Source organism: Nonomuraea diastatica, from assembly GCF_004349015.1.
Taxonomy (GTDB): domain Bacteria; phylum Actinomycetota; class Actinomycetes; order Streptosporangiales; family Streptosporangiaceae; genus Nonomuraea; species Nonomuraea diastatica.
Genome location: NZ_SMKP01000053.1, coordinates 39,975 through 55,090, shown reverse-complemented (window position 1 = coordinate 55,090; position 15,116 = coordinate 39,975). Strand labels below are relative to the sequence as shown.

The window sequence follows — 15,116 nt, the reverse complement described above, 5'->3', positions numbered from 1 at the left end:
CCGATCGAGGAGGTCAAGGCGCGGGCCACGCAGTCGATCGAGAGCGGCGTCGGCGGGATCAAGATCAAGGTCGGTCAGCCGGACATGAGGGAGGACCTGCGCAGGCTGGCGGCGGTGCGTGAGCACCTGGGCGAGGAGGTTCCGCTCATGGTGGACGCCAATCAGCAGTGGGACCGTCACTCGGCGCTGCGGTTCGGGCGGGCGGTCGAGGAGCTGGGCCTGGTCTGGATCGAGGAGCCGCTCGACGCGTACGACGCCGAAGGGCACGCCCGGCTCGCCGACGCCCTCGACACCCCCATCGCCACCGGCGAGATGCTCTCCAGCGTCGCCGAGCACGTCCGGCTCATCGAGGCCCGCGCCGCCGACATCATCCAGCCCGACGCGCCGCGCGTCGGCGGCATCACCCCCTTCCTGCGCCTGGCCACCCTCGCCGACCACGCGGGCCTGCAACTCGCGCCGCACTTCGCCATGGAGATCCACCTCCACCTGGCCGCCGCCTACCCGCGCGAGCCGTGGGTCGAGCACTTCGAATGGCTCGACCCCCTGTTCAACGAGCGTCTGGAAACCCGTGACGGCCGCATGATCGTGCCCGACCGTCCCGGCCTCGGCTTCACGCTGAGCGAGCAGTGCCGCAAATGGGTCGTGGACAGCGTCGCGTTCGGGCGGGCGTGACCCCGTGAGCGACCGCGTCGAGTCCGTACGGTTCCGCCGCTACGCCGTTCCCCTCCCGTCCCCCGTGAACGACGCCAAGGTCGCCACGGGACGCCAGCGCCCGCTGTCCCGGATCGACGTGCTGACCTGCGAGGTCACCACGGCCGACGGCCTGGGAGGGCTGGGCTTCTCCTACACCACCCGCGCCGGCACCCCGGCCCAGTACGCCCACGCCAAGGAGGTGGGGGAGCGCCTGCTGGGTCAGGATCCGTCCGACGTCGGCAAGGTCTACGACCTGCTGTTGTGGGCGGGCGCGTCCGTCGGCAGGTCCGGCGCCGCGACGCAGGCGATCTCCGCCGTCGACGTCGCCCTCTGGGATCTGAAGGCGAAGCGGGCGGGATTGCCGCTGGCGAAGCTGCTGGGCTCGTTCCGCGATGTCGTGAGGACGTACAACACCTCCGGCGGCTACCTCCAGGCGCCGATCGAGGAGGTCAAGGCGCGGGCCACGCAGTCGATCGAGAGCGGCGTCGGCGGGATCAAGATCAAGGTCGGTCAGCCGGACATGAGGGAGGACCTGCGCAGGCTGGCGGCGGTGCGTGAGCACCTGGGCGAGGAGGTTCCGCTCATGGTGGACGCCAATCAGCAGTGGGACCGTCACTCGGCGCTGCGGTTCGGGCGGGCGGTCGAGGAGCTGGGCCTGGTCTGGATCGAGGAGCCGCTCGACGCGTACGACGCCGAAGGGCACGCCCGGCTCGCCGACGCCCTCGACACCCCCATCGCCACCGGCGAGATGCTCTCCAGCGTCCCCGACCTGGTGCGCCTCATCGACCTGCGCGCCTGCGACGTCCTCCAGCCCGACGTGCCCCGCGCCGGCGGCATCACCCCCTACCTCAAGGTCGCCGCGCTGGCCGACCACGCCGGTCTCCAGGTCGCGCCGCACTTCGTGATGGAGATCCACGTGCACCTGGCCGCCGCACACCCGCGCGACTCCTGGGTCGAGCACATCGAGTGGTTGTCGCCGCTGTTCAACGAGCGGCTCACGATCGAGGGCGGCCGCATGCGGGTCCCCGACCGGCCCGGCCTCGGGCTCAGCGTCGCGGACGAGGCCGCGGCCTGGCGCCTCGACGCCGTCGAGTTCCGCGCGGCGGGCGGGTAGATTGTCACCCGTGCCGCCGGACGGAAAGCTCGATCGCGACACCGGGCGTGGGCTCGCCCACGAGCTCGTCGAACGGCTGAAGGCCCGCATCCTGGCCGGCGAGATCGCCCCCGGCCAGAAGCTGCCGACCGAGTCCTCGCTGGTCGAGGAGTTCGGCGTGAGCCGCACGGTGGTCCGCGAGGCCATCTCGCGCCTGCAGGCGGCAGGGCTCGTCGAGACCTTCCAGGGCCGCGGCTCGTTCGTGCTCGACCTGCCCGCCCCCGCGCCGTTCTCCGTGGAGGCCTCGCGGGTCCGTACGCACCGCGACGTCCTCGACATGATCGACTTCCGCATCGGGGTCGAGTCCGAGTCGGCGGGGCTGGCCGCGGAGCGCCGCACCGACCTGCAGCTCAAGGCCATCGAACGCGCCCTCGTCGACCTCGGGCACTCCGACCGGCACCCCGGCCACGCCGTCGAGGCCGACTTCCGGTTCCACCTCAAGGTCGCGCTGGCCTCCGGCAACCGGTTCTACTCCGACCTGCTCGCCTCGCTCGGCCCCATGATGATCATGTTGCCGCGCACGCGGCTGGCACACGGCTACACGGTCTCCGACGCCACCCACCTCACCCGGGTGACGCTCGAACACGAGAACGTCTACCGCGCCGTCGCCGACCAGGACGCGGCGGCGGCGCGGGCCGCGATGCGGCTGCACCTGTCCAACTCCCGAGCCCGGCTGCAGGCGCCCTAGCTACCAGCGGGCCGTGTTGGGCGTGAAGCCCGGCACGACCGTCCGCATGTAGGCGGTGTCCTCGCGGCCGCGCTGCCCGCACGTGACGTACTGCTCGTGCAGGGCCGCGAGCGCGTCCTCGTCCAGTTCCACGCCGAGACCGGGCCCGGTGGGCACGGCCACGCTCCCCTCGCGGAACTCCAGCACGCCGGGCCTGATGACCTCCTCGGCCTTCCACGGGTAGTGCGTGTCGCAGGCGTAGGTGAGGTTAGGGATCGCGGCGGCCAGATGCGTCATCGCCGCCAGGCTCACGCCGAGGTGCGAGTTGGAGTGCATCGACAGGCCCATGCCGAACGTCTCGCAGATGCCGCCCAGCAGCGCCGAGCGCCGCAGGCCGCCCCACAGGTGATGGTCCGACAACACGACCTGCACGGCGTCGGCGGCGACGGCCGGCTTGAGATGGTCGAAGGCGATGACGCACATGTTGGTCGCGAGCGGCAGGTCGCTCTGCCGGGCGACGGCCGCCATGCCGTCGATGCCCGGCGTGGGGTCCTCGAGATATTCGAGCACGCCGGAGAGCCGGCCCGCCACCTCGACCGAGGTCTCGACGGTCCAGGCGCCGTTGGGGTCGATGCGCAGGGCATGCCCGGGGAAGGCCGCGGCCAGCGCCTCGACGGTCTCGATCTCGTGGCGGGGCTCGTACACACCGCCCTTGAGCTTGATCGCGCCGAAACCGTAGTCGTCGACCATGCGCCGCGCCTGGGCGACCATCTGCTCGGGCGTGCGGCCCTCGCCCCACGGGTCGTCGTCCCGGCCCGGGTGGCCGGCCCACTTGTAGAACAGGTACGCCGAGTACGGCACACGCTCGCGTACGGCGCCGCCGAGCAGGTCGCTGACCGGGCGGCCGAGCACCCTGCCCTGCAGGTCGAGCAGGGCCACCTCGAACGGCGCCGCCACGGTGTCGACCGCGCTCGACAGGTCGAGCATGCCGCCGAAGCTGGCTCCCGCGCCGCCGGTGGACGCGCCCAGCGCCGCCACGACCACGCGGCGCAGCCCGTTGAGGTCGAACGCGTCGAGCCCGGGAAGGGCGGCGGCGACGGCTTCGAGACGCTGGAGGTGGGCCCGGTCGGCGTACGTCTCCCCGAGCCCGACCAGTCCGGCGTCCGTGTGCACCTGGACGATGGCGCGCAGCACGAAGGGCTGGTGCACGCCGACGACGTTGAGCAGGGGCGGGTCGCGGAAGGCGACGGGGGTGACGGAGACCCGGCTGACCCGGCCCCCAGCGTCGACGGCCGCCTCTCCCTCCGGCGTGGGCTGGTGTCCGGCGCGCGTGGTCATGGTGTGTTCTCCTCCACGGGGTCGTCCGCGCGCCCGGCCGGTTCCCCGGCGGGTTTCCGGCGGCGCAGGGCCTTACGGAGCAGGGGCAGGACGGCGACCAGCACGACCAGCGCGAGCACCGTGCCCGAGATCGGGCGGGTGAAGAAGCCGGTCGGGTCGCCGCCGAAGATGAGCAGCGACTGCCGCGAGGAGTTCTCGATCATCGAACCGAGCACGAACGCCAGCACGAGCGGCCCCGGCTCGAAGCCGAGCTTCTTCATCAGGTAGCCGAGCAGGCCGAAGACGATCACCAGGAAGACGTCGTACACCTGGTTGTTCACCGTGTACGCGCCGAGCAGCGTGATGAGCACCGTGATCGGCGCCAGGATCGCGGGCCGGACCCGCAGGATCCGCACGAAGACGCCGACCATCGGGATGCTCATGATGAGCAGCAGGATGTTGCCGAGGTACATCGAGTTGATGACGCCCCAGAAGACGTCGGGGTGCTGGGCGACGAGTTGCGGGCCCGGCTGGATGCCCTGGATGAGCAGCGCGCCGAAGATGAGGGCCATCGTGGCGTTGGCCGGGATGCCGAGGGTCAGCAGCGGGATGAACGACGAGGTGGCAGCGGCGTTGTTGGCGGTCTCCGGCGCGGCCACGCCCTCGACGGCGCCCCTGCCGAAGCGCTCGGGCCGCTTCGCGCGCCGTTTCTCGAACGCGTACGCGGCCAGGGAGGACAGCGTCGCGCCGCCGCCGGGCAGCACGCCGAGGAAGAAGCCGATGAGCGAGCCCCGCCCGATCGCGCCCTTGGACTGGCCGAGGTCCTTACGGGACGGCCAGACGTTGCCGACCTTGGCGGGCGAGTGGACCTGGTTGTGGCGTTCCTCGATGTTGTAGAGGATCTCGCTGAGCCCGAACAGGCCCATGGCGAGCGGCACGAAGTCGATGCCTTCGGCCAGGTTGAGGCTGTCGAAGGTGAAGCGCTCCGCGCCCGTGAAGGTGTCGCGGCCCACGGTCGCGAGCAGCAGCCCGACGCAGGCGGCGATGATGGCCTTGAGCTTGTGGCCGTTGCCCACCGACGAGATCAGCAGGACGCCGAGCACGCCCAGCGCCGCGTACTCCGGGGGCCCGAAGTCGAGCGCGAAACCGGCGACGATCGGGGCCAGCAGCGTCAGGCCGAGGATCGAGACGGTGCCCCCGATGAAGGAGCCGATGGCCGCGATACCGAGCGCGGTGCCGGCCCTGCCCTGTTTGGCCAGCGCGAAGCCGTCGAAGACGGTCACCACCGAGGACGCCTCGCCTGGCAGGCGCAGCAGCACGGAGGTGATGGTCCCGCCGTACTGGGCGCCGTAGAAGATGCCCGCCAGCATGATGATCGCCGGAACGGGCCCGATGCCGTACGTGAGGGGCAGCAGGATGGCGATCGTCGCGCCGGGGCCGAGCCCGGGGAGCACGCCGATGAGCATGCCGATGATGACGCCGACGAAGCAGTAGAGCAGGTTGGCCGGCTCCAGGACGACGCCGAAGCCGTTGAGAATCGGGGAGAGGTCCATGTGACTTTCTCAGATGAGGCGCGGGAGCGGGACCTGCAGCAGCAGGACGAAGAGCACGTAGAACGCGGCCACGGTGCAGACGCTGATCACGATGGACGACAACCACGACTCCTTGCCCAGCCAGCGCAGCCAGACGAACATCAGCAGGAGCGACGGGATCTCGAAGCCGATCACGGGGAGGAGCGCGGCGAGCAGCACGAGCGTCACCAGCGCGACCAGGGTGAGCAGGCTCGCCTTCGAGAACCGCTCGGCGTCCTCCAGGCGGCGGCCCGCGGCGACGAGCGTAGCGGACAGCACGACGATGACCACGCTGATGGCGAACGGCCACAGGCCGGGCCCCGGCTGGGTGAGGCTGCCGAGCCCGAGCGCGTACGATCCGGCCGCGCCGAAGATCCCGGCGCCGAGTCCTGCCAGTGCCGCCGCCATCTGCGAGAGGGGTCCCGCGTGCGGCGGCCGTGACTCGTCCAGCTCGGCCTGGAGCCGCTCGGCCTCGACGGCGACGGCATCGAGCGGATCGGGCGACCTGGCGGGGTCGGGCATGGACATGCTCACTCCTTGGTGGCGGGCGGACGAGCGGGGTGGGGGCGGCCTGCCGGGACCTCGGTCAGCCGGCCAGGCTGATCCCGAACTCGTCCAGCTGCTTCTTGTAGGTGGCGGTGTCGCCCTGCAGGGAGCTGAGGACCTCTTCGGGGGTGACCTCCATCGGAGTGAGCGAGTTCTGCTCGTTGAACTTCTTGTACTCCGGCGTGGCGAACGTCTTCTTGGCCGCGTCGAGCAGCTTCGTCTTGACGTCCTGCGGCGCGCCCCTGGGCGCGGTGAGGAAGCGGTACTGCGTCACCTGCACGTCGAAGCCCTGCTCCGTGGCCGTCGGCACGTCGGGCATGTAGGGGATGCGCTCCTTCGAGAAGACCGCGAGCGGCACGAGCTTGCCCGCCTTGACGTTCTCGATCGCCTCGCCGATCTGCATGGTGGAGACGTCGACCTGGTTGCCGAGCAGGGCGGTCAGCGCGGGGGCGCCGCCGTCGAAGGGCACGGCCGTGGCCTCGATGCCGGCCGACTTGAAGGTCAGCGCGGAGGCCAGCTGGGCGCCCGTGCCCACGCCGGTCGTGCCGTAGCGGATCGTCTTGCCGGCCTTCTTCATGTCCTTGATCGACGTGTAGCCGGACTTGGGGTTGGTCGCCATGACGTAGTCGTCGCGCGAGATGCCGGTGATGACGTCGAACGAGTCGATCTTCGTGGCCTCGGCGGGCGACACCGTGAGCGGCGTGATGGTGAAGAGCGAGGCGTTCTGGACGGCGATCTTGTAGCCGTCGGGGGCCGCCGACTGCAGCTCCTTGGCGTTGAGCGCGCCGTTGGCGCCCGGCTTGTTGAGCACCGGCGTGGAGACGCCGAGCTCCTTGGCCATGCCCTGGGCCAGCGCCCGGGTGATGAGGTCGGTCGAGCCGCCCGGCGAGGCGCCGACGCTGAACTCGATGTTGCCCGACGGATATTCGCCGCCTGCACCGCCGGTGGAGGTCGTCTTGACCCCACCGCACGCGGTCAGCGCGATGGCGGCGGCGGTGCCGAGGACTCCCGCGAGAATGCGGCGGGGGGTTGTCCGGGATGCCGGCATGGACTTCTCCTTCGTGCGGGCGATGCCACGCGTGGTGTGCGGTGGAGCGGAGATGCGGACGGACGTCAAGTGGGGTTTTGTTCCGTTCTCTGTAGTCTCCGGAGACTAAGGAGCAGCTTCGATGCCTGTCCAGGCTCAATTCGGTATCAAGTGATACTCTTTCCGCATCATGCTAACACTTGATCAGATCCGGGCATTCGTGGCAGTCGCCGAGGAGCTCCACTTCGGCCGGGCCGCTGATCGGCTGCGCATGACCCAACCCCCGCTCAGCCGCCACATCCAGAAGCTGGAGCGGGTGGTCGGCGTGACCCTGCTGGAGCGCGACAACCGGCGCGTGGTCCTCACCGACGCCGGCCGCTCCTTCCTGGACGACGCGCGGCGCATGCTCACGCTCGTCGACACCGCGGGCGACCGCGCACGCAGGATCGCCAGCGGCGTCGCCGGGACCGTGCGGCTCGGCTTCACGGCCGTCTCGGCGATCAGCATGCTGGGCGCGCTGCTGCGGCGGTTGTCGGAGCAGCTGCCGGAGATCGACGTCATCCTCCACGAACGGGTCACCGCCGGGCAGGTCGACGGCCTGCTACGCGGCGAGCTGGACGTGGGGCTCGCGCGCCCGCCGTTCGACATCGCCACGCTCGACTCGCGGGTCGTCTTCCGCGAGCCGCTGTGCGCCGTCGTGCCCATGGGGCATCCGCTCGCCGGTCTCGGCCGGCCGCTCGTGCCCGACGACTTCGACGGCCTGCCGGTGATCAGCTACAACCCGGTGCAGTCGCGTTACTTCCACGAGCTGACCGTGCACTTCCTCACCAACGCCCACCCGAGGATCGAACAGCAGGTGCACCAGATCCTCACCGCGGTGCTCCTCGTGGCGGCCGGACGGGGCGTCGCGCTGGCGCCCGCCAGCGCGTGCTCGCTCGGCGTGGACGGCGTCACCTTCTGCGACCTGGCGCGCGGCGGCGGCGATCCGCTGGAGAGCGACGAGAGCGCCACCGGCGAGCCGGTCGAGCTGCACGTGATCTGGGACCGCGGCTCGACCAACCCCGCGCTCTGGCGCGTGCTCGACCTGCTTCCCGATCTCGAGGCGGCCCCGCCGGCCGGGCCTTCGACGCCCGCTTCGATGCCCTGACGGCATCGCCGGATACGAAAATGCACTTGGACAGGAATCGCCCCTGCTCTCTAGCCTGGCGGCGACAGACCTGACCTGCGGCGCACGGGGGACCCCACTGCCGCGTGTAAAGCAAAGGACCGCCATGCCCAGCTTCACCCCGCAAGAGCTCGCGACCCAGCTCAAAAGCGGCCTGCTGTCCTTCCCCGTCACCCACTTCACCGAGGACCTCCAGTTCGACGAGGCGCGCTACCGCGAGCACCTCGCCTGGCTGAGCAGCTTCCCCGTGGCAGGCCTGTTCACCGCCGGGGGCACCGGCGAGGGCTTCTCGCTGACCTCCGCCGAGATCGACCGGGTGGTCAGCGCGGCGGTCGGCGAGGTCGGCGGCAGGCTGCCGGTCGTGGCCCCCGCCACCGGGGGCACCGCCAACGCCGTCGCGCAGGCCCAGGCCGCCGAGGCCGCGGGCGCCGACGGGCTGCTGCTCATGCCCCCCTACCTCACGGAGGCCGGCCAGGCGGGTCTGATCGAGCACGTCAGCGCGGTCTGCCGCAGCACGGGGCTCGGCGTGGTCGTCTACAGCCGCGCCAACGCCGTCCTGACCGACCGTTCCGTCGAGATCCTGGCCGACAGGAACGAGACCCTCGTCGGCTTCAAGGACGGCGTCGGCGACATCGAGAACCTCGCCCGCATCTACGCCGGCGTCGGCGACCGCCTAGCCTACATCGGCGGCCTCCCGACCGCGGAGACCTTCGCGCTGCCGCTGCTCCAGCTCGGCATGAGCACGTACTCCTCGGCCATCTTCAACTTCGTCCCCCAGTACGCGCTCGACTTCTACGCCGACGTCCGCGCCCAGAACCGGGAGGCGGTCTACCGCCGGATCAAGGAGTTCGTGGTCCCCTACCTGGACATCCGCGACCGCGTGAAGGGGTACGCCGTGTCCATCATCAAGGCCGGGCTGACCGCCGCCGGACGCCATGGCGGGCCCGTGCGGCCGCCGTTGCAGAACCTCACCGAGGACGAGCTCGCCGAGCTGACCGCCCTCGTCAACAAGATCAGCTGAGAGGGTTCCCGCCCGTGTCTCCCACCATCCAGAGCGTCGAGGTCGTCCCGGTGGCCGGGTACGACAGCATGTTGCTCAACCTCAGCGGCGCCCACGGACCGTTCTTCACCCGCAACGTCGTCATCACGACCGATTCCGACGGGCGTACGGGCCTCGGCGAGGTGCCGGGCGGCGAGGCGATCCGCCGCACCGTCGAAGAGGCGGCGGCACTGCTGGCCGGCCGGCCCGTGGCGCGCCACCGCAGCCTGCTGCGCTCGGTGGCCGCCCGGTTCGCCGACCGGGACGCCGGAGGGCGGGGCGTGCAGACCTTCGACCTGCGCACCACGGTGCACGCGGTCACCGGGCTGGAGTCCAGCCTGCTCGACCTGCACGGCCAGTACCTCGGCGTCCCGGTGGCGGAGCTGCTCGGCGACGGGCAGCAGCGCGACCGGGTGCCGATGCTGGGCTACCTCTTCTACGTCGGCGACCCGGGCAGGACCGACCTGCCCTACCGCGTCGACGAGACCGGCGAAGGGGACGACGACCGCTGGTCCCGGCTGCGCCGCCGCGAGGCCCTGACACCGGACGCGGTGGTCGCGCTGGCCGAGGCGGCCCAGGAGCGGTACGGGTTCGCCGACTTCAAGCTCAAAGGCGGGGTGCTGCCCGGCGAGGAGGAGGTCGAGACGGTCAGGGCGCTGGCCGCCAGGTTCCCCGGAGCGCGAATCACCGTCGACCCCAACGGCGGCTGGCTGCTGGCCGACGCCGTCCGGCTGTGCGCGGGGCTCGGCGGCGTGCTCGCCTACGCCGAGGACCCGTGCGGGGCCGAGGGCCGCTTCTCCGGCCGGGAGACGATGGCGGAGTTCCGGCGTGCCACCGGCCTGCGCACCGCCACGAACATGGTCGCCACCGACTGGCGGGAGATGGCGCACGCCGTACGCGCGAACGCCGTCGACATCCCGCTCGCCGACCCGCACTTCTGGACGATGTCCGGCTCCGTCAGGGTCGCCCAGCTCTGCCACGACTTCGGCCTGACCTGGGGTTCACACTCCAACAACCACTTCGACATCTCGCTGGCGATGTTCACGCACGTCGGAGCCGCCGCTCCGGGCGAGATCACCGCCCTGGACACGCACTGGATCTGGCAGGACGGCCAGGCCCTCACCACCAGGGCGCCACGGATCGTGGACGGCGCCGTCGACGTGCCCACCGCCCCCGGGCTCGGCGTGGAGCTCGACCGCGCGGCCCTCGCCGAGGCCCACGAGCTCTATCTCCGCCATGGGCTCGGCGCCCGCGACGACGCCGTGGCCATGCGGTATCTCGTGAAGGACTGGGTGTTCGACCCGAAACGTCCCTGCCTCGACCGCTGACCTAGGGTGGCCCCATGGGCATGGTCAGGACGGTCGGGCTGGTGCTACACCCACAGCGCGACTCAAGGAAGGCGATCGACACCATCCTGCGCTGGGCGGCCGGCAACGACGCCACCGTGCTCGGCCTGCCCGAGGAGGTGGGCCGCATCGACTGCAGCGCCGTGCCGGTCGACGCCGACACGCTCGTCGACCGGTCCGACCTGCTGGTCGGGCTCGGCGGCGACGGGACGATGCTGCGCACGATGCGGTTGCTCGCCGGGCGGCGCACGCCCATCCTGGGGGTCAACGTGGGGCGGCTCGGGTTCCTCGCGGAGATCGACGTGAGCGAAATGGACGAGACGCTGTCGGCGATCGACGGCCACCGCTATACGATCGAGCCGCGCATGGCGATCAGGAGCGAGGTCGGGGGCGCGGAGGTGACCGCGTTCAACGACATCGCCCTCGTGCGGATCCCCGGAGAGGGGCTGGCGGGCGTCGCGGTGAGCCCGGCCGGCAGCGACTTCGTCCGTTTCGCCGCCGACGCCGTGATCGTGGCGACCTCCACCGGGTCTACCGCCTACAGTTTCTCCGCCGGCGGGCCCATCGTGTCGCCCCGGGTGGAGGCCGTGCTCGTCGTGCCCTCCGCCGCCCACTCGGCCTTCAACCGGGCCCTGGTGCTGCCCGCCGACGAGGAGGTGACGCTCGAGGTGCTGCCCACCAGCGGACGGCTCGCGGTCGAGGTCGACGGGGCCGTGGTCGGTCACCTGTGCCCGGGTGACCGCGTCACGGTCGCCGCCTGGCCGGGGGCGGCTCAGGTGGTGCGGCTGGGCACCACCTTCTACGACCGGGCCCGGCGCAAACTGCGTGTGAACGGCAGCGCCGAGGCGTACTGACCTGCCGTGCGGGCGCACCGATCAGGCGGCTCGGGAGCTCTCTCAGGTGCTCGCGCGGCGGCGGTGGCGGGCCGGGCGTTCGGGCGCCCGGCGGGTCTCCTCCTCCGGTCCGGGGAGACCGTCCCGGTCCTGGGAGGGGTGCGGGGCGAAGAAGTCCTCCCCCGGAGCCTGAGCCGCGCGTGGCTCCGCGGGGCTCCCGCGGTGGCGGGAGGCGGGCTCCCCGGAGCCTTCCCAGTGGCGTGAGGCGGGCGCCCCCGGGCCATCCCCGCGGCGGGAGGCTGGCTCCCCGGGGCCTGCGCGATGGTGGCGGGAGGAGGAGGCGTCCGCGGGCCCTCCCCTGCGGCGGGTTGCCGCCAGGGCGGCCAGGGCCGTGGTGATGGGGACGGCGGCGATGAGGCCGAGCGTGCCGGCCACACTGCGGACGATCTCCTGGGCGATGACCGGCGTCGTCAGCACCTGCCCCAGAGGCTGCTCCCCGATGCTGAACAGCAGCAGCAGCGGCAGCGACGCCCCCGCGTACGCCAGGATGATCGTGTTGATCACCGAGGCGATGTGGGCCCGCCCGATGCGGCTGGCCGCCTGGTAGAGGCGGGCGAAACCGTACGCCGGGTTGGCGTGGGCCAGCTCGGCAACCGTCACCGCCTGCGTGACCGTGACGTCGTCGAGCACCCCCAGCGCGCCGATGATGATCCCGGCCAGCAGCAGCCCCTGCGTGTCGATCGACAGGCTCATGCCCAGGGTCAGCGCGCTGTCGTCGGTGACCCCGTTGAGCCGGGCGAACACGAGCGCCGCGTACGACAGCGCGCCCGTCAGCGCCAGGCTGGCCAGCGTGCCGAGCACGGCCATGGACGTGGGCAGCGAGAAGCCGTGCGTGAGGTAGAGCACCGTCAGCATGATCGCAGCCGCCCCGACGATGGCCACCAGCATCGGGGACTTGCCCTCCAGGATGCCGGGGATGACGAACGTCAGCAGCAGCACGAACGTGACCGCCAGGCCGATCAGCGCCGTCACCCCGCGCCAGCGGCCGAACGCGATCACCGCGACCGCGAAGGCCACGCCGAACAACCACAGCGGCGTCGCCCGGTCATGGTCGGAGACCTGGTAGGCCCCGTCGGCGTCGCGCAGCAGGATCACGCCGTCGCCCGGCGCGAAGTGCTGCGCCCCCGGGCCGCCCGGCAGGCGGAGCGTGACGTCACGGCCGGCGTCGCGCCCCTCACCGACCTTGACCGTGGCGGTGCCGCAGGTGGCGGGGTCGGGCCGCGGCGCACCCTCGGGGGCGGCGGGGCAGCGTTTGAGCGTGACATCGGTGACCGTGCCGGTCAGCAACTCGACGGCCGACGGCTGCGCGCCGTCGCCGGGCCGGCCGTCCGGCCAGAGCCACAGCAGGGCCGCCAGCGTGACGACGGCCACCGGCACCAGGACGGCCAGGCTCGCCATCGTCGTGCGCCGCGAGCGGGGTGCGGACGCGCCGTGCCCGTGCCCGGCGCCCATCAGATAACGCCCATCGGGTGAAAGGTCCTCCTTGGCTGACGAACAAGGACAGTACTGCACGCGGCGGGCCTGGGTAGCTGCAACGGCATGACATGCCTGGTGGGCACCTCGGGATGGCAGTACAAGGACTGGCGGGGCGTGCTGTATCCGCAGGGGGTGCCGCAGCGGCTCTGGCTGGAGACGTACGCGGCGGAGTTCCCCACGGTAGAGAGCAACAACGCCTTCTACCGCCTGCCCGGCCCTGAGTCGTTCGCCGCCTGGCGCGACAGGACGCCCCCGCGCTTCGTGATGGCCGTCAAAGCGAGCAGGTTCCTCACCCACATCAAGCGGCTGGCCGAGCCGGAGGAGCCGGTGCGGCGGCTGATGGGCGCCGCGTCGGAGCTGAAGGACAAGCTCGGCCCGGTCCTGCTGCAGCTCCCGCCCACCCTCCAGGTCGATCCCGGCCGCCTCGACCGGTGCCTGGCCTGCTTCCCCGCGCGCGTCAGGGTGGCCGTGGAGCCGCGCCACGACTCGTGGTGGACCGGCGAGGTGCACGACATCCTGCGCGCCCGGGGTGCCGCGCTGTGCTGGGCGGATCGCCGCGGCCGGCCGCAGAGCCCGCTCTGGCGCACCGCGGAATGGGGGTACGTACGCCTGCACCAGGGGCGGGCCGGCATCGCGTACGGCGACACCGCGCTGAGGACGTGGGCCGGGCGGGTGCGCGAGGCGGGCTGGCAGGACGCCTACGTCTACTTCAACAACGACCTGGGGGGAGCGGCGGTGCGTGACGCGAGACGATTCGCCAGACTCTGCTAGTGCGTACGCGTCTCTACCGGAACGGCGTCCTCGAGAAGGAGGGCTTCCCCATCGAGGAGCTCTCCGAGCATGCGCCGGATCGCGGCAACGTCGTCTGGCTCGACCTGTGCCGCCCTTCGGCCGCCGAGCTCATCGCGGTCGGCTCGGAGCTGGGGCTGCACGAGCTGGCGATGGAGGACGCGCTCACCGACCGGCAGCGGCCGAAGGTCGACGTCTACGACAACCACCTGTTCGTCACGGTCTACGGGGTGCACATGGAGAATGGGCGGCTCCGTCCCGTCGAGGTGAACGTCTTCGTCACCGCGAACGCCCTGGTCACCGTGCGCGACAGCGACGCCTTCGACATCGACGAGGTGGTCAGGCGCTGGGACACCCTGTCCCGCCTGGCGGGGCACGGGGTGACGTTCTTGCTGCACGGGCTGCTCGACTACGTGGTGGACGGCCAGCTCGACCTGGTGGAAGAACTCGACGCGCAGGCGGAGGCCCTGGAGGAGTCCCTGTACGAAGGGAGTCCCGGCGACGGCAGGCGGCTGCAGCGCACGATGTTCGACCTGCGCAAGAACACCACCCGCGTCCGCAAGATCACGATGCCGATGCGCGAGGTGATCGGCACCCTGCTCCACCGCGACCAGGACATCGTCGCCGACCCCGTGATGGCCCCCTACTACGCGGACGTCTACGACCACGTGCTGCGGGCGACGGAGTGGGTCGAGGGCATCCGCGAGATGCTCGCGAACGTCCGCGAGACCCGCCTCGCCCAGCAGGGCTTCCGGCTGGACGAGATCATGAAACGGATCACCAGCTGGGCCGCCATCATCGCGGTGCCCACGCTGATCACCGGCTTCTACGGGCAGAACGTGCCCGTTCCCGGCACCGGGCAGAGCTGGGGGCTCTGGGCCTCCACGGTCCTCGTGGCGATCACCTCGGTGGTGCTGTACTCGGTGTTCAAGAAGAACGACTGGTTGTGAACGCCGGGCCCGGCAGCGCCCAGCCCGTCGTACGCAGCCCGTCGTACGGTGGCCGGCAGGAACGGCCGCGCACGTCGGGCGTGAGCCGCACCGCGACCCGCACCTGAGCGGCGCCGGACGCGGGATAGAGGGGCAGGCAGCGGCCGCCCGCGAGCAGGGTTCTGCGGCCGACCGAGGTGGTGAGCAGCGACAACCCGTCGTACGTCGCGGGCGCCGCCAGGCGCAGCACCCACAGGCCCTCGTGGGTGCGGGCCCGCGTGCCGTCGAGGGCGTAGTAGTCGAGCACGCTGTCGCTCGCCGAGACGACCGCCCGCATGGTGAACCGCCGCCCTTCGACGGTGAACACCTCCGCCGAGGGCGCCTTGTAGACCGAGTGCACGTAGGCGATCGCGAAGGAACCCGCGACGACGGGCAGGCCGTTCACGGTGAGGCGCCCGGCGCCGCCGCCGGAGCCGAGCGCCGCCACCAGAGCGAGCGCCAGGAG

The 15,116-nt window shown here is 71.6% G+C and carries 15 protein-coding genes; 9 read left to right on the top strand and 6 right to left on the bottom strand.

Annotation, left to right across the window (positions count from 1 at the left end; genetic code table 11):
• The 3 genes from E1294_RS19980 to E1294_RS19970 all read left to right on the top strand — a co-directional run.
• The coding region (locus E1294_RS19980) for a mandelate racemase/muconate lactonizing enzyme family protein (RefSeq protein ID WP_132510233.1) at positions 1 to 672 on the top strand (672 nt) is incomplete at its 5' end.
• A 4-nt stretch (positions 673 to 676) separates the two neighbouring features.
• The gene (locus E1294_RS19975; RefSeq protein ID WP_132510231.1) at positions 677 to 1,807 is read left to right on the top strand and encodes an L-talarate/galactarate dehydratase; all 1,131 of its coding nucleotides are present in this window, start codon (positions 677 to 679) and stop codon (positions 1,805 to 1,807) included.
• A gap of 10 nt (positions 1,808 to 1,817) precedes the next feature.
• On the top strand, positions 1,818 to 2,534 hold the full coding sequence (locus E1294_RS19970; RefSeq protein WP_132510229.1) for a FadR/GntR family transcriptional regulator: 717 nt from the start codon (positions 1,818 to 1,820) through the stop codon (positions 2,532 to 2,534).
• Here E1294_RS19970 and E1294_RS19965 read toward each other — a convergent pair whose 3' ends face one another.
• The 4 genes from E1294_RS19965 to E1294_RS19950 are packed head-to-tail and all read right to left on the bottom strand — an operon-like array spanning position 2,535 to position 6,995.
• A complete protein-coding gene (locus E1294_RS19965; RefSeq protein WP_132510227.1) occupies positions 2,535 to 3,851 on the bottom strand; it encodes an enolase C-terminal domain-like protein in 1,317 nt (438 codons plus the stop codon). It lies immediately after the preceding gene.
• Positions 3,848 to 5,383, bottom strand: coding sequence for a tripartite tricarboxylate transporter permease (locus E1294_RS19960; RefSeq protein WP_132510225.1), 1,536 nt, complete (start codon positions 5,381 to 5,383; stop codon positions 3,848 to 3,850). Before E1294_RS19960 ends, E1294_RS19965 begins: the two co-directional genes overlap by 4 nt.
• A 9-nt stretch (positions 5,384 to 5,392) precedes the next feature.
• Positions 5,393 to 5,929: a tripartite tricarboxylate transporter TctB family protein gene (locus E1294_RS19955; protein ID WP_132510223.1), complete on the bottom strand. Its 537-nt coding sequence runs from the start codon at positions 5,927 to 5,929 to the stop codon at positions 5,393 to 5,395.
• A gap of 58 nt (positions 5,930 to 5,987) precedes the next feature.
• Complete coding sequence (locus E1294_RS19950) at positions 5,988 to 6,995, bottom strand: Bug family tripartite tricarboxylate transporter substrate binding protein (protein WP_132510221.1); 1,008 nt, start codon at positions 6,993 to 6,995, stop codon at positions 5,988 to 5,990.
• Between the two features lie 169 nt (positions 6,996 to 7,164).
• Here E1294_RS19950 and E1294_RS19945 point away from each other — a divergent pair, with 169 nt between their 5' ends.
• The 4 genes from E1294_RS19945 (at position 7,165) to E1294_RS19930 (ending at position 11,378) form a co-directional block, all read left to right on the top strand.
• Positions 7,165 to 8,121 (top strand): LysR family transcriptional regulator, encoded by a 957-nt coding sequence (locus E1294_RS19945; protein WP_132510219.1) that lies wholly within the window; start codon positions 7,165 to 7,167, stop codon positions 8,119 to 8,121.
• Positions 8,122 to 8,245: 124 nt separating this feature from the next.
• Entirely contained in the window at positions 8,246 to 9,160 is a 915-nt protein-coding gene (gene kdgD, locus E1294_RS19940) for a 5-dehydro-4-deoxyglucarate dehydratase (protein ID WP_132510217.1), read from the top strand.
• Positions 9,161 to 9,174: 14 nt separating this feature from the next.
• Positions 9,175 to 10,506, top strand: coding sequence for an enolase C-terminal domain-like protein (locus E1294_RS19935; RefSeq protein ID WP_246083130.1), 1,332 nt, complete (start codon positions 9,175 to 9,177; stop codon positions 10,504 to 10,506).
• Between the two features lie 14 nt (positions 10,507 to 10,520).
• Entirely contained in the window at positions 10,521 to 11,378 is an 858-nt protein-coding gene (locus E1294_RS19930; RefSeq protein WP_132510215.1) for an NAD(+)/NADH kinase, read from the top strand.
• A gap of 42 nt (positions 11,379 to 11,420) precedes the next feature.
• On the opposite strand, the gene E1294_RS19925 is transcribed toward E1294_RS19930, so the two are convergent.
• Positions 11,421 to 12,869: a YibE/F family protein gene (locus tag E1294_RS19925; protein WP_132510213.1), complete on the bottom strand. Its 1,449-nt coding sequence runs from the start codon at positions 12,867 to 12,869 to the stop codon at positions 11,421 to 11,423.
• Between the two features lie 87 nt (positions 12,870 to 12,956).
• Between E1294_RS19925 and E1294_RS19920 the strand changes: the two genes are divergently transcribed.
• Together E1294_RS19920 and E1294_RS19915 are read left to right on the top strand one after the other, a co-directional pair.
• Positions 12,957 to 13,664 carry a DUF72 domain-containing protein gene (locus tag E1294_RS19920; protein WP_132510211.1) on the top strand — a complete coding sequence of 236 codons (708 nt, stop codon included), beginning with the start codon at positions 12,957 to 12,959 and terminating at the stop codon, positions 13,662 to 13,664.
• Complete coding sequence (locus tag E1294_RS19915) at positions 13,664 to 14,632, top strand: magnesium transporter CorA family protein (RefSeq protein WP_165977383.1); 969 nt, start codon at positions 13,664 to 13,666, stop codon at positions 14,630 to 14,632. Before E1294_RS19920 ends, E1294_RS19915 begins: the two co-directional genes overlap by 1 nt.
• On the opposite strand, the gene E1294_RS19910 is transcribed toward E1294_RS19915, so the two are convergent.
• Complete coding sequence (locus E1294_RS19910) at positions 14,610 to 15,098, bottom strand: DUF1850 domain-containing protein (protein ID WP_165977382.1); 489 nt, start codon at positions 15,096 to 15,098, stop codon at positions 14,610 to 14,612. The genes E1294_RS19915 and E1294_RS19910 overlap by 23 nt on opposite strands.
• Between the last annotated feature and the right edge of the window lie 18 nt (positions 15,099 to 15,116).